Raw genomic sequence first — 15,375 nt, forward strand, 5'->3', positions numbered from 1 at the left:
TGTTCTGGTGCTGATCAGGCAAACAGGGAAGGCGGGGCGCGGGAGGAAAAAGGGACTTGCAGCAGGGCATGCCAGCTCAGTATGGCCGGGTTCAGGCTGACGATGGCCTTGCCGGACAAGAACCTGATGGCGTCCGGCACATGCTGCAGAAATTCAGCGGCACTGACGGCATCATATAAGGCACAGGAATGCAGGGTATTGCTATTCTCATCCTGGCTACCGAACAGTAAAGAACCCAGTTGCGCAGTTTGCTGCACAACACTGGAGGATGACTGGTTAGCAATCCCGCCCGCATGTGAGATGCGATGCGCCAGCCCCAGCCACTGTGTAAATAACAGTGCAGGCAACAGGACACACAGCAACCATCGCTTGCTGTTTTTCATGTTGATCTGGGAGTTGCGTAACATCTTGGATTAAATTTCCAGTTGATACCGGGTCAAATTCAGGTTCAAAAATACTTGAAAATATGTAGCAAAAAACCGACAGTACATTGCCATTATGACAGCCGCATGTCTTTCAGCAGCATGGCTTGGAAAGAATTATCCAATAAAAGTTCAATGTCTTGCAACATGGTTGCATTCAATTCAAATAAAAAAGCGCGCAGTTGCCACCGCACGCTTTTGCAAATCAGAAGCGCTATAAATATTAGCTAACGAGAAGCTAATAAGGACTAATACTCAGTCGCCGTACAGCTTTTGCTTCATTTCACGTCTTTGCTGTGCTTCCAGTGACAGGGTCGCTGTCGGACGCGCCAGCAGGCGTGGTACGCCAATTGGTTCACCGGTTTCTTCGCACCAGCCGTAATCGCCTTCATCAATACTATTGATGGATTGCTGTACTTTTTTCAGCAATTTGCGTTCACGATCGCGGGTGCGCAATTCCAGCGCATGTTCTTCCTCTATCGTGGCACGGTCTGCCGGATCTGGTACTAATACGGTTTCACGAAGATGCTCGGTAGTTTCGTCGGCGTTCTTCAATAAATCCTTCTCAAGCTGCTGCAAACGGGCCTTGAAAAATGCCAGTTGTGCAGCGTTCATATAGTCCTTCTCGCCCATCTTGAGGATTTCTTCCTCTGTGAGCAGAGCTTCAGGTGCGCTGACTGTAGCAGTCGATTTAGGTGATTTAGTTGCCACTTCGCTAACTTTCGATACGACGGGTTAATACATAGAACAAATCTGAAACAACATTTGCCCCAGACAATTATCCTCCCCTTATTGATAAAGTAAATGACATTTGCATGAATGCCACTTGCACGACAGACAACGTCTGACTTCAATAGCCCGCTAGTTTATACCAAACAATGCTCCAAACCTTCAATAAATATGTCTTTAGGTAGATTTTTGCCAATAAATACCATCTTGCTTTCGCGCAACTCATTTTCTCCCCACTTGGCACCGATATCAGTTCCCATGATTTGATGCACGCCCTGGAAGATGACCTTGCGGTCTGCTCCTTCCATCAGTAATACGCCTTTATAGCGCAACATGCGTGGCCCAAAGACTTGCACCAGTCCACCGAGAAATTCGTCAAGTTGCCCGGTATTGAAGGGGCGCGTGCTTTTGAAGACGAAGGCGGCGATATCGTCGGAATGATGGGCGTGATGATGATTGTGTACGTGTGGAGCATGGTCACCGTGCTCACCATGCTCTTCGTGATGGTGGTGTTCATGGGTGCAATCTTCAGTGCAAGCCTCATGATCATGATCATGTTCATGCTCCGCTTCTTCAGCACGCAGGAAGTCGGGGTCGAGATCCAGCTTGGCATTCAGGTTGAAGCCTTTCAGGTCCAGCACTTCACTGATGGCAATCTTGCCAAAATCGACGGCAGTGATCGGTGCACGCGGATTCATGCGCGCCAGGCGGGCACGCAATGTCTTCACTGCTTCTGCATCGACCAGATCAGTTTTCGACAATAGTATCTTGTCGGCAAAGCCAACCTGGCGCTGGGCTTCTTCATGTTCATCCAGTTGCTGCATGCCGTGGCGGGCATCGACTACCGTAACAACCGCGTCTAGCATGTAATAAGTGCCGACTTCTTCATCGACAAAAAAAGTCTGCGCTACCGGGCCAGGGTTGGCCAGGCCTGTGGTTTCTATGATGACGCGGTCAAAACTCAGTTTGCCTTCATTCTTTTGCTGCATCAGCTTGCTCAGCGCAACGATGAGGTCACCGCGTACCGTGCAACAGACGCAGCCATTATTCATTTCCACGATTTGCTCATTGCTGTCCTGCACCAGGATTTCATTGTCTATGTTTTCCTGGCCAAATTCATTTTCGATGACAGCAATCTTATGACCGTGATCTTCTTGCAGAATGCGATTTAGCAGTGTGGTTTTACCTGCACCAAGAAAGCCGGTGAGGATAGTGGTAGGGATTAATGCCATGATTTTTTCTCTAATACTTTGATGTACGGATTTGCGTAAGCTCGCTTATTTAGCGCAGTCGGCGCACCAGCCCTTGATGGTCAGCTCTATGTCGTGACTTTGAAAGCCGCGTCCCAGTGTGGTCTGCAAGGTGGCCTGCAATTGCTCACGCAAACCAGCCGGTTGTTTTGCATCGTCAAGGCAAAATACCCTGGCACAGCGTGTGCATTTGAAATGTCCGTGCTGATGCTGTGCCGGATGATTCTTGTTGCCTGCAGTTTCACTGCCAGTGCTATAACGAAACACCCTGTCGTCGCCAGAAATTTTATGTGCCAGCCCGGCATCGGTCAGGCAATCCAGTGCGCGGTACAAGGTGACCCTGTCCATTTCTGGCAAGGCGTCCTGTACTTCCAGATGTGACAAGGCGCGCTGGCTGGACAAGAGTTCAGACAAGACATTCAGGCGCGCTTCGGTCACGCGCACGCCAGCTCCTGACAGCAGGATTGAGGCTGCTCCCTGATGATGGGCAGTTGTGGCCGGTTTGGCTCTGGTAGAGGGTGATTTCATAGTAAGTCCATCGTTTGCCGGCAGGCACAGGATCATGCTGTGCACTGCCTGTATGTTCTCATTATGCCTCAAAAATGCAATTGAGTTGCAAAAGTATGTGATTCATGACTTTTTGGGTTTGCTCAGAAAAAATCCTGCGTTTCACTTGCCTGTCATATTCACTTCTTATACTCCTGCCCGAACTTGCCCATACTCATAGCAAGGTTTTAATCGCAAATTCAGGCGCGCAATTGGCGACCTTTCAGTCTCCGGTTGGCTCATTTTGTCGCAATCAACTTTTGGAATTCGAATCATGTCAGATCAACCTCAAGCCGGTCGCCGTCAGGCACTTAAATTCCTCGCTGGCGCTCCTTTGCTGCCGCTGGGTGCATTTTCCACGGCCTCATTGCTGAGTGCATGTGGCGGTAGCTCAAGTGCAACAGTTCCAGCAACTGTAACGCCAGTCGCTGCGAATTTTATCGGTGCCGAATTTACCGCGATGCCAGCACCTTCGCTGGCTAACGCCGCTGCAATGGCGACTACGACCGTGGGTTCGACACTGAGTGTCAACTTCAGCGACAATAGCTCGCAAACTTTCAAACTGGCTTACCAGCCTTTCTTCCTGACTGGTGACCTGGTGCCAAATGGCAGCGGCGGCACTATTCTGGCGGGCGGCTACTACGATATCAATAACAAGCCTATCATCGACAAGACAGTGGCTGGCAAAGAACGCCAGTTCTTCTCTGATTCTCCAGACGGTACATCTTTGCTGGCAGTAGCAAACCCTACAGTCACAGGAATTAAAGGCAAGGCAGTATTCGCTGTCGTGCAATTTGAATACACCACCTGGGCGCAAGATGGTACGACCGATATGTACGGCAAACTACCCTCCCCTATCGCCGTATTGACGCTGGATCAAGACCAGGCTACCGGCAAATTGTCTCTGGTGAAATACCACAATGTTGATATGTCCAAGGTCAATGGCTTGTGGATCACTTGCGGTGCGAGTTTGTCCCCATGGGGCACCCATTTGTCGAGTGAAGAATATGAGCCGGATGCGTTCACCATCTCCACCAATACCCAGTTCAAAGCCTATAGTGCAAACCTGTTTGGCGATGAAAACAAGGCCAATCCTTACCACTACGGCCACATGCCAGAAATCACTGTCAATCCTGACGGTACTGGTACAGCCAAAAAACATTACTGCATGGGCCGTCTGTCACATGAACTGGTACAAGTCATGCCTGACAACCGTACTGCACTGATGGGTGATGATGCCACCAACGGTGCCATCTTCATTTTCGTGGCAGACAAAGAAAAAGACCTGTCTTCCGGTTCCCTGTATGTTGCCAAGATCGGTGCTGGTTTTTCTATCGACCCAGCCGCTGCCGGTGCGCAACTGACCTGGATCAAGCTCGGTTCTGCCACCAGCGCAGAAATCGAAACCCTGGCAAATACCCTGAAGCCTGCTGACATCATGGAAGTGGCAACAGCCGATCCTAAGGATGCGACCTTCACCAAGATTTACTACAGCGGCAAAGTGCAATGGATCAAGATCAAGCCGGGTATGGACAAAGCAGCAGCCTTCCTGGAAACCCATCGTTATGCAGCATTGATGGGTGGCAGCATGGCCCTGACCAAGCTCGAAGGTACGACAGTCAATGCCAAGGACAAGATCGCTTACTCGGCTTTGCAAAACATGCAAAGTTCCATGGTACGTGGCAATGCAGCCTGGAATGAAGCCTTTGGTGTGACGCTGGAAAAAGCCGTGAATGCCGGTGCAGTATTGGCCCACACCCTGGCCGGCGGCCAGAAAGATACTGCCGGTGCTGCCATCAATAGTGAATGGGTACCTACAGTAACCAAAACCCTGCTGATCGGTGAAGATATCACTGCTGATGCACTCGGCAATACAGCAAATCCAGACAAGATCGGCGCACCTGATAATCTGAAATTCTCAGAAAAACTGCGCACCCTGTTCATCGGTGAAGACAGTGGCTATCACGTGAATAACTTCCTGTGGGCTTATAACGTCGATACCAAGAAATTGTCACGCATCGCTTCCATGCCTTCCGGTGCTGAAGCGACAGGCTTGTCAGTAGTGGATGATCTGAATGGCTGGACATATATCACCAGCAACTTCCAGCACGCAGGTGACTGGCTGGCTATCCACTCCATCGTCAAGCCTACGCTGGACCCATTGGTACGTGCTAACTACAAAGACCGTTTCGCGTCTGCGGTTGGTTACCTGACTGCTGATGTCAGCAGTGTCAAGCTGGCTAAATAGTGGTTTAATGTGTTGAGGTAAGAGAAAAGCAGCGGGATCGCTGCTTTTTTCTTTTCAGGAGCCAGGCTGTAAACAAGCTTGTAAATGAGTTCTAAGTATCACTACCCACTTTCCAAAAATATCCTGTGCTACATTAACAAGCTATTGTTGAAAACCACATTTTCCAGGAGCCTGGCACATCATGCACAATGCGCTGAAATCATCTCTGCTCATCCTGTCCCTGTTGATTAGTTCATTGGTCCTTGCTGCGGCGGATCCCGCTTACGAAAAAATATTCAAGACAGACGCACCAAATGCCAAGGACCATCCCCTGACCGGGCGTTACCAGGGCTCCAGCATCTTGCTGCAGACACAAAAAGCATTTGACGAGATTTCCTTCCCGGCTGGTGCGGCGACTGAGCCTGACTACAGCAGCAACAAGAAATTTTCCAAAATACAAAAAGCAGAAGGGGCATTGACGCGTACTGTGTATCTGGCACCCAAAGGGCGCTCATCGCTGGAAGTGTTCCGCAATTTCACTGACAACCTCGCCAGCAAGGGTTTTAAGCCGGTATTCCAGTGTGATAACGATAGCTGCGGTCCCTCCTTCAAGGTCTTGAAATATCACTGGAATGACAAGCGCACCCAGGTGCAGGGTGAGGGTTACGATAATGACCGCAACCGTTTTGTTCAGGCAGTGTTTGATGGTGCCAAGGATATCCGTTATGCCCTGTTGCAAAAAGGGGCGGGTGCTGCCACTACCTATGTGGGCGTGTATGCCGCATTGAATTCTGGCGGCAGCATGGGCGATATCACCGACAGCCTGAGCGACCGCGTATCCGTGCTGGTGGAAGTGCTGGAACCAAAAGCCATGGAGCAAAAGATCATCACTGTCGATGCCGATGCCATCAGCAAGGAACTGGCAGCCAATGGTGCAGTCAGTTTTTACGGCCTGTATTTTGATACAGACAAAGCCGTCATCAAGCCAGAATCCAAACCCCAGCTAGATGAAATGGTGAAATACCTGAAAGCCAATACCGCCGCTGTCTATATCGTCGGCCATACCGACACCCAGGGCGTGCTTGACTACAATATGACACTGTCAGGCAAGCGTGCCCAGGCAGTGGTCGATGCTCTCAAAGGCTATGGCATTGCCGATGCCCGTCTGATCGCCAAAGGAGTCGGCCCACTCGCACCGCGTGCTTCCAATGCAGCAGATGCTGGCCGCGCCAAAAACAGACGTGTAGAAATGGTATTACGCTAAGCTAATTACAGCTTATTTCTTGGCGCGGGGATGCGTCTGGTCATAGACCTTGGCCAGATGCTGGAAATCCAGAGAAGTGTAAACCTGGGTTGCCGCAATAGAGCTGTGACCCAGCATTTCCTGAACGGCACGCAAGTCGCCAGAAGATTGCAAGACATGTGAGGCAAATGAGTGCCGCAACATGTGTGGATGCACATTGGCCGGTATATCCAGGCTTTGTGCATGCGTCTTCAGGCGCAGTTGTATCAGGCGAACGGAAATGCGGGTGCCGCGTTCTGTTAAAAACAGCGGGTGCGGGTCAGCCTTGACCAATGTCGCCCTTATCGCCAGCCAGTCATGCAATGCATCCAGCGCGGGTTTGCCCACCGGAACTATGCGTTGCTTGCCGCCTTTACCAGTGACGCGGACTTCGGCTTCTTGCATATCGACCCAGCCAGCCGAGCTATAACCAGGCTCTGTGACCGCTGCCACATCCAGGCTGGCCAGTTCAGACACCCGCAAGCCGCTGGAATACAAGAGTTCAAACATGGCCCGGTTGGCGCGGGCGGTTGGCTGATCACCACCTTTATGCGCCACCAGGCGCACCGCATCATCTGCCCCCAGAGCTTTGGGCAAGGGTTTGCTTTTCTTGGGGGAACGCACACCTTCAACCGGGTTGGCGGCCAGATCACGTTCTTCTGTCAGCCAGCGGTAAAAGCCACGCCAGCTCGACAGTTTGCGGGCAATGCTGCGGGCGTTTTGTCCACCTGCATGCATTTGGGCAGCGAAGCGGCGTATGTGATGGGTAGTCAGGCTGGCCAGATCGGTTTTCCCGGACTGGTCAGCGAGTTTGATGAGCTCGCGCAAATCCAGCAGGTAACTGTCCAGCGTGTGCTGTGACAATTGCCTTTGACTGCGCAAGACTTCCAGATACAGGCTCAGGTACTCATCTTGCGCATTCATGTAGACCTCTTGCGGCTGAACGGCCTTAGATATCCACCAGGCAACTTAAAGCGGCGCTGCTGGTGTCCGCAATCTTGCTGAGGAAATCAGTTGCCATGTCCTTGGTGTAGCGATTGGGATCGGGCGAGCCCAGTACCAGCAAGCCAAAAGTCGGGCCAGTGCCAGATAAACGCAAAGGCAGCATGGCCAGTGATTCGACCGGCTGATCAGTTTCTATCCATCCTGCGGCTTCAAAATCATGGTTCTTGCCGCAATAAGGCGTGGTCAGGCCCTTGGCAAACAACTGTGCATCATCGCTGGTGGTGCTGGCAAACCAGGTGTGGGCATAATCTTCTGCCACATCCCACAAGCGCAGGGTAGCGTGAGGCAAATTGAAGATATCCTGCAAACCCTGGGTCAGCACATGGGGCAGGTCGACATCATTGCGGGCCAGTAGCAGGGCGCGCGTCCAGGTCTGGAACTTTTGGCTGATGTCATGGTTTTCTTCTGCGATGCGCAGCAAGTCTGCCATGCGCAATTCCAGGCCGCGATATTTTTCGCGGACGACTTCCATCTGCCTTTCCTGCAAGGAAATGGCACGTCCCATGACAGGACTGGTCAGTTTGATCGAGCCCAGCAATTCTGCATGTTCTTCAAAAAAATGCGGATGCTGTATCAGGTAGGTGGCGATATCAGTTGAATTCATTATGTTTCTGTTATATTAATTTCGCCTTCAAAGACGGTCACTGCCGGACCGCTGAGAAATACTGGCTGGCCTTCGCCATCCCAGGCGATGGAGAGTTCACCACCGCGCATGCTGACACGTACCGGGCTTTCAAGCAAGCCACGGCGCAGGCCCGCCACAGCGGCAGCACAGGCACCGGTGCCACAGGCCAGGGTTTCTCCTGCGCCACGTTCAAACACGCGCAGGCGCACATGCTGGCGGTTCACCACTTCCATGAAGCCAGCGTTTACCCTGCGTGGAAAGCGCGCATGATGTTCTATCAAGGGGCCATCAACAGCGACCGGGAAGTCATCTACCGAGGCAACCACCTGCACCGCATGCGGATTACCCATGGAAACGGCAGAAATCCATACCTGCCTGCCATTGATGTCCAGTGGCCACAAGCTGTCATTCCCTTCAGGTCTGGATTCCAGACCTTCGGTATTGAATGGCACCTGGGCTGCATCCAGTATTGGCGCACCCATATTGACCGTGATTTTGCCATCTTCCCCCATGCGCGGCTCTATGATGCCGGACATGGTCTGTACCCGTATGGTCGATTTGCTGGTCAGGCCTTTTTCTATGACGAACTGGACAAAGGCGCGTGAGCCATTGCCACATTGTTCGACTTCGCCACCATCAGCGTTATAGATGCGGTAGCGGAAGTCTACATCCTGGCTTTCAGGGCGTTCTACCACCAGGATCTGGTCTGCGCCTATGCCAAAACGGCGGTCAGCAATCAGCCGCCACTGCGCAGGGGTGAAATTGATGTGCTGGTTAATCGCATCGATAACGACAAAATCATTACCCGCACCATGCATTTTGGTGAATTTGAGTTTCATGCTGTGATTATATCCTCAGTCGTGACATACCATGGCACCTGAAGCTTCACTCCACTTGATAGACACCACAACCCAGCACCAGATTGTCTTCCACTGCTTCTATATAAGAGGTTTTGGCCTCAGTCTTTTTCGAGACCGGGTTGACGATAGTGTAATTGACCCAGCCGCCAGATTCCGGCAAGGCAAACGCATCACGTACCAGCTTGCGGCCATCCAGGCCATCGACATGAAACAGGTTGACCTTGAGTTTGGCTGCATTGCCGGCAAAAGCCAGGTATTGACCATTGCGGTCAAAGGCAAATACATACATGTCACGGTCGGCATACAGTTTATCGGCATTGGCCGTGATGATTTGCAGGGCTGGCCTGCCCCTGGAGTGATAAACAGCCACGGCTTTCTTGACCAGCGCATAAGCTTCATCTGCCGTACCCTGCAATAATTTGAAGGCTGATGCGGCTCTGGTCAGGGCATGAGCCTTGTCTTCCAGGCTGATAGAGGCATGTTTTGCCTGTTCTGCCATCTGTGCATTGCTTTGCGTGATGCCATCCAGATGGCGCAAGGCTTCTGAAATTTGCGACAAACCATTGCTTTGTTCACTGGAGGCGACAGAAATAGCATTGATGTTATTTGCCAGGTCACGGATGCCACTTACAATTTCTGTCAGGGTCTGGTTGACATTGCTGATCTGGTGGACGCCCTGATCCACCCTGTGTACAGAATCATCAATCAAACGCCGGATCTGACGCGCTGAATCTGCGCTGCGTTGTGCCAGGCTGCGCACTTCGCTGGCGACAACGGCAAAACCGCGGCCATGTTCACCGGCACGAGAAGCTTCTACCGCTGCATTCAGGGCCAGGATATCGGTCTGGAAAGAAATGCCATCGATGAGGCTGACAATTTCCTGTACCTTGCGGGCGCTCTGGTGTATGCCATTCATGGAGTCAACAGCGGCGCGCATGTCATCGCCAGTTGACTCTGTAATCAGGCGCAAATTTGCTGCCAGATTATCGACTGCCCTGGCACTGTCGGCATTCTTTTTCACGGTATCTGCAAGATCATCCACACTGGCAGATGTCTCTTCCAGGCTGGATGCCTGTTGCTCGGTCCTGATGGTCAGATCACTGATATTGGTGGCCAGGCCCTCGCCCAACTGCGCCACCATGCTGGCATTGCTGCGTACATTCGCCACCAGTTTGGATAAATTGCCATTCATGGCTTCCAGCAAATTACCGGTTTTTGCCAGCTCATCCTTACCGGTAATACGTATATGGTTAGTCAGGTCACCTGCAGCAACGGCATGGGCCGAGCGCCCGACCTGGTTCAGGGCGGACATGAAGCCACGATAAAATCCCAGTGCCAGATAGCAACTGAGGACGACGATAAGGCCTATGCCCAGGCTCAGCAGGCTTTGGTAAAAGTCCATTTGGCTGCTTCTGTCTTTTAATACCTCAGCCAGCTTGCCTTGCATCTGGGTTTGCAGGGCCAGGGTCTTTTCTATGGCTTGCGTACCTTGCGCAAAGTAGGCATTGGCATCGCCGCTGATACTTTCTGCCAGCAGGTTTTTTCTGGCCAGCGCGGCAAAAGCCTGTGATGCCTCGAAGGCCGCCTGCTCTGCCGTGTTCACGTTCACACCAGCACGCTTCATCGCTTCATCCAGATCGGCAACACCGTTCATGGCAGCCTGCAAGGCATCCAGCCGGGAGACTATGCCTGCTTTTTCAGGGAATTCCATAGCCCCGGTTTTTATATAGCTGGCACCCAGCCCGCGTAACAGCGCCAGATGCTCTATCCAGACTGGCATTTTACGTATGGAGATATCCAGCAAAAGAAAATTGGCGCTTTGCGTATCTGTCAGCAAGCCGGTTTTTTCACTGAGCAGGGCAGAAAATTGCAGGCTTTGCCTGATCAGGCGGCTATGCTGGGCAACATTGTCTTTAACATTGGCAGCAACCTGGCCAGCCACCAGTTGTTGCAATTCATCAGCACTGGCCTTCCATGAGCCCTGCAAGGCCAGGTCCGGATTATTGAGCAAGAACTGGTCTAGCTGGCCCAGGCTGTTTTTTAACTCGCTCCGGGTTTTTGCCAAATCTTCATCCAGTTTCTCACCGGCGAGCTTCAGGTTGACCTGGCCACGGTGTTTTTGTGTCTGGATGATCACTTTCATGATCAGGCCATTCGCTTCCACGCCTGTCAGACCGGCATGGGCATTGATGGCATCTGTTCGTATCTGGTTCAGGGTAAGGCTGGCAAAAAACAACAAAGGTAGTAGTAAAATAATAAATATGCCTAGCAGTTTGGTGCGCAAACTGAGTTTGCTCATCAAAACTGTACAGGGATACATGATTTTATCGACCAGCGTTGCTTTGTTCCCGGACATGATTTTCCTTGCCTCTATGCGGACTGACGCAAACCACCCCAATGACGTAGTCCTGTTTATTATTTGAGTCTGCTTATTTGAGCCTGCTTCTGTGAGTCTACTTATATGTTACTGCTTAAATCTATTCTCCCAGATTACTGTCATTGATACGATAGAAATTAAATGCAAAAAAAGCAAATTCATGATTGAATGGAGATTGACCAGTACACTTTTCGAAAGTGTCAGTCATACTGTACTGGTCTTTTTGTGTGCCACTGTCCATTGGGACGGGCAGTACAGCGTGTTAATGTGCGATCCATATCATGGTAGCTTGAACTTGCTTATCCCTTACAAAATCACGCTACCAAGAACTCATTTCACAAATAGAAGCATTTCGCTCCTATTTGTGAAATGAGTTCTAATAAGTATATGATTCACTCACAAGGTGATTCTGTTTTGTTGCGCACACCATTGCCATACGATAAAAAGCACGGAGACCCCATGAACGCACCCCTCAAAGCCGAGCAGCAGGCGCTGATCGACAACAATATTTCCCTGGACGATAAATTCACGCTGGAGCGCGGCCGCGCTTTCATGACCGGCACCCAGGCACTGATACGTCTGATGATGTTACAGCGTCAGGCTGATGAAAAAGCAGGCCTCAATACCGGCGGCTATATCAGTGGCTATCGTGGCTCACCTCTGGGCAATGTCGATCTGACTGCTGCCAAGGCGAAAAAACATCTGGCCAAACACCATGTGAAATTTCACCCTGGCGTGAATGAAGACCTGGCGGCCACGTCTGTATGGGGTACGCAACAGGTGAATATGTTCCCTGGTGCCAAATATGATGGTGTGTTTGCCATGTGGTACGGCAAAGGCCCGGGTGTCGATCGTTGTGGCGACGTGTTCAAGCATGCGAATCTGGCGGGTACCTCAAAACATGGTGGTGTACTGGTCGTGGCCGGTGATGATCATGCCGCCAAATCGTCTACGGCTGCACATCAGAGTGAACATATCCTCAAAGCCTGCGGTATCCCGGTCTTGTATCCATCTACCGTGCAAGAGTATCTGGACTATGGTCTGCATGGCATCGCCATGTCGCGCTATACCGGCCTGTGGGTGTCGATGAAATGCGTGACAGATATCGTGGAATCCGGTGCCGTGGTCGATATCGACCCGGACCGCGTAAAACCGATTATTCCTGACGACTTTGTCTTGCCCGCTGATGGCGTGAACATCCGCACACCAGACCCGGTGCTGGCGCAAGAAATCCGCATGAATAACTACAAATGGTATGCGGCGCTGGCCTATGCGCGTGCCAACAAGCTCAATAAAATCATCTGGGATAGCCCGGTTGCCAAGATAGGCATCATCACTGCCGGTAAATCCTATCTCGATACCCGTCAGGCACTGGCCGACCTCGGTATCGACGAGCAAGTCGCCAAGGACATAGGCATACGCCTGTACAAGATAGGCCTGACCTGGCCGCTGGAATCTGAAGGTGTGCGTGAATTCGCCACCGGCCTGGAAGAAATCCTGGTGGTTGAAGAAAAACGCCAGATCCTTGAATACGCTTTAAAAGAAGAGTTGTATAACTGGGAAGACAAAGTTCGCCCACGCGTGGTTGGCAAGTTCGATGACAGCGGCGAATGGAGTAATCTGCATGGTTCCGGCCATGGTGAGTGGTTGCTGCCAGCGACCTATGAACTGAGCCCGGCGCAAATTGCCCGCGCGATTGCTTCGCGCATCAGCCGCTACTTCGCTGGTCACCCGGTAGAGCAACGCGTGAAAGAGCGCGTAGCCTATCTGGAAGCCAAAGAGGCGATGCTCAATACCGTTTCCAAGCCTGACCCTAATAAAGACCGCGTGCCGCATTTCTGTTCCGGCTGCCCTCACAATACTTCCACCAAAGTGCCGGAAGGCAGCCGTGCCCTGGCCGGTATTGGTTGCCATTACATGGTCACATGGATGGACCGAGAAACTTCTACCTTCACCCACATGGGTGCAGAAGGCGTGACCTGGGTAGGCCAGGCACCATTCACGACCGAGAACCATGTGTTCTGTAATCTCGGTGATGGTACTTACTATCACTCTGGTTTGCTGGCGATACGCGCTGCGGTATCCGGTGAAGTTAATATCACTTACAAAATCCTGTTCAATGATGCCGTTGCCATGACGGGTGGACAGGAGTTTGATGGCCCGCTGGACCCAGGCATGATCTCGCGCCAGATCGCTGCTGAAGGCGTGGGCCCTATCATCGTCGTCACTGACGAGCCAGAAAAATATGGCGCGAATTATCCGTGGGCGGCTGGTGTGACGGTGCGTCACCGTAGTGAACTCGATGCAGTGCAACGCGAACTGCGCGTCGCCAAGGGTGTCTCTGCGATGATTTATGACCAGACCTGCGCTTCTGAAAAACGCCGCCGCAGGAAAAAAATCGACAAGGATGGCAAACCTGGCTTCCCTGACCCTGCCAAACGTGCAGTCATCAATGAAGCTGTGTGTGAAGGTTGTGGCGATTGCTCGGTGCAATCCAACTGTCTGTCAGTCGAGCCGCTGGAAACAGAATTCGGTCGCAAGCGCCAGATCAACCAGTCTTCCTGCAACAAGGATTTTTCCTGCGTCACCGGTTTCTGCCCGAGCTTTGTCACCGTTGAAGGTGGCAAACTCAAAAAACCGGCAAAAACCAAGATAGAACCAGGCAATGCACTCGACGTGAATACACTGCCTTATCCAGCCTTGCCTGATACCAAGACACCTTTCGGTGTACTGGTTACCGGTGTCGGTGGTACTGGCGTTATCACCATCGGCCAGATCATGGCCATGGCTGCGCATTTGCAAGGCAAAGCCTGTTCCGTGCTGGACATGACAGGCTTGGCGCAAAAGGGCGGTGCAGTGATGTCGCATGTACGTCTGGCTGACCATGCTGATGACATACAATCGACACGCGTAGGTACAGGTATGGCTGATCTGGTCATAGGCTGTGATCTGATCGTGACGGCAGGCAAGGATGCACTGTCACGAATGGGTGAAGGCCGTACCCACGCCGCCATCAATGCGAATGGTTCGCCTACATCCACTTTCATCAAGAACCCGAACTGGCAATTCCCGGCTGAATCGGCAGAGAGTGATATCCGTAAAGCCTGTGGCGCTGACCGTGTCGATCTGATCGACGCAGCCTCGATAGCCACTGCCTTGATGGGTGACAATATCGCCACCAATATGTTCATCCTTGGTTATTCCTGGCAAAAAGGCTGGGTGCCGCTGGAAGAAGTCGCCCTGATGCGCGCGATTGAACTCAATGGCGTATCGATAGACTTCAACAAGCAGGCATTCAACTGGGGCCGTCTGGCTGCGCATGATCTGGCAGCGGTGCAGCGACTGGTGACTCCGGCTCAAGTCATAGAACTGAAGCGCGCACCTACATTGGATGACACCATCAACAAGCGCGTGGCTTTCCTGACCGATTACCAGGATGCCGCTTACGCCAGCCAGTACAGTGAGTTTGTTGCACAAGTCAAAGCGGCAGAAAGCAAGCTTGTCGATGGTAACAAGCCTTTGCGCCTGACAGAAGCAGTAGCGAAATACCTGTTCAAACTCATGGCGTACAAAGACGAATATGAAGTCGCACGTCTGTACACCGACGGCAAGTTTCAAAAGAAAATTGCCGACATGTTTGAAGGTGACTATGCCATCAACTTCCACCTCGCACCGCCATTGCTGGCCAAGCGTGATGACAAGGGCCATTTGATCAAGCAACAGTTTGGTCCATGGATGATGAAAGCTTTTGGCATACTGGCCAAGTTCAAGTCCCTGCGCGGCGGCACATTTGATATCTTTGGTTACACCGAAGAACGCAAGATGGAACGTGCCTTGCCAGTTGAGTACAAGCAAACCTTGAACAAGCTGTTGCCTTTACTGAATGCTGACAATCTGTCCAAGGCAGTGGCGATCGCCAGCATCCCTGAAGACATACGCGGTTATGGTCATGTCAAGGAAAGGCATTTCAAGGCAGCCAAAGCCAAGGAAGCAACGCTGATTGCTGAATTCAATACGGCACAGTCTGCGCAAAAAGCTGCTTAAAGTGGACT

The 15,375-nt window shown here is 51.8% G+C and carries 11 protein-coding genes; 3 read left to right on the plus strand and 8 right to left on the minus strand.

What is annotated here, in order from left to right:
- Window positions 1-14 precede the first annotated feature (14 nt).
- From AC07OI_RS15875 to AC07OI_RS15890, 4 genes are all read right to left on the minus strand, one after another.
- A complete protein-coding gene (locus AC07OI_RS15875; RefSeq protein WP_492704633.1) occupies window positions 15-407 on the minus strand; it encodes a hypothetical protein in 393 nt (130 codons plus the stop codon).
- A 270-nt stretch (window positions 408-677) separates the two neighbouring features.
- Window positions 678-1,082, minus strand: coding sequence for an RNA polymerase-binding protein DksA (gene dksA, locus AC07OI_RS15880; RefSeq protein WP_110256573.1), 405 nt, complete (start codon window positions 1,080-1,082; stop codon window positions 678-680).
- Between the two features lie 206 nt (window positions 1,083-1,288).
- On the minus strand, window positions 1,289-2,383 hold the full coding sequence (locus tag AC07OI_RS15885; RefSeq protein WP_495257879.1) for a CobW family GTP-binding protein: 1,095 nt from the start codon (window positions 2,381-2,383) through the stop codon (window positions 1,289-1,291).
- A gap of 45 nt (window positions 2,384-2,428) precedes the next feature.
- Window positions 2,429-2,929 carry a Fur family transcriptional regulator gene (locus tag AC07OI_RS15890; RefSeq protein ID WP_495257880.1) on the minus strand — a complete coding sequence of 167 codons (501 nt, stop codon included), beginning with the start codon at window positions 2,927-2,929 and terminating at the stop codon, window positions 2,429-2,431.
- Between the two features lie 292 nt (window positions 2,930-3,221).
- Between AC07OI_RS15890 and AC07OI_RS15895 the strand changes: the two genes are divergently transcribed.
- Both AC07OI_RS15895 and AC07OI_RS15900 read left to right on the plus strand, forming a co-directional pair.
- On the plus strand, window positions 3,222-5,195 hold the full coding sequence (locus tag AC07OI_RS15895) for a PhoX family protein (protein ID WP_495257881.1): 1,974 nt from the start codon (window positions 3,222-3,224) through the stop codon (window positions 5,193-5,195).
- A 181-nt stretch (window positions 5,196-5,376) separates the two neighbouring features.
- The gene (locus tag AC07OI_RS15900; RefSeq protein WP_495257882.1) at window positions 5,377-6,438 is read left to right on the plus strand and encodes an OmpA family protein; all 1,062 of its coding nucleotides are present in this window, start codon (window positions 5,377-5,379) and stop codon (window positions 6,436-6,438) included.
- A 12-nt stretch (window positions 6,439-6,450) separates the two neighbouring features.
- Here AC07OI_RS15900 and xerC read toward each other — a convergent pair whose 3' ends face one another.
- Genes xerC through AC07OI_RS15920 form a run of 4 tightly spaced genes read right to left on the minus strand, consistent with a single transcriptional unit; the run spans window position 6,451 to window position 11,302 of the window.
- Window positions 6,451-7,380 (minus strand): tyrosine recombinase XerC, encoded by a 930-nt coding sequence (gene xerC, locus AC07OI_RS15905; RefSeq protein WP_495257883.1) that lies wholly within the window; start codon window positions 7,378-7,380, stop codon window positions 6,451-6,453.
- A 25-nt stretch (window positions 7,381-7,405) separates the two neighbouring features.
- Window positions 7,406-8,065 carry a DUF484 family protein gene (locus AC07OI_RS15910; protein ID WP_492704639.1) on the minus strand — a complete coding sequence of 220 codons (660 nt, stop codon included), beginning with the start codon at window positions 8,063-8,065 and terminating at the stop codon, window positions 7,406-7,408.
- On the minus strand, window positions 8,065-8,925 hold the full coding sequence (gene dapF, locus AC07OI_RS15915) for a diaminopimelate epimerase (RefSeq protein WP_495257884.1): 861 nt from the start codon (window positions 8,923-8,925) through the stop codon (window positions 8,065-8,067). Before dapF ends, AC07OI_RS15910 begins: the two co-directional genes overlap by 1 nt.
- Window positions 8,926-8,971: 46 nt before the next feature.
- Complete coding sequence (locus AC07OI_RS15920; protein WP_495257885.1) at window positions 8,972-11,302, minus strand: methyl-accepting chemotaxis protein; 2,331 nt, start codon at window positions 11,300-11,302, stop codon at window positions 8,972-8,974.
- 480 nt (window positions 11,303-11,782) lie between these two features.
- Between AC07OI_RS15920 and AC07OI_RS15925 the strand changes: the two genes are divergently transcribed.
- Entirely contained in the window at window positions 11,783-15,367 is a 3,585-nt protein-coding gene (locus AC07OI_RS15925) for an indolepyruvate ferredoxin oxidoreductase family protein (RefSeq protein ID WP_495257886.1), read from the plus strand.
- Window positions 15,368-15,375 lie beyond the last annotated feature (8 nt).

This window comes from Undibacterium sp. GW821-FHT07F11, from assembly GCF_059418665.1.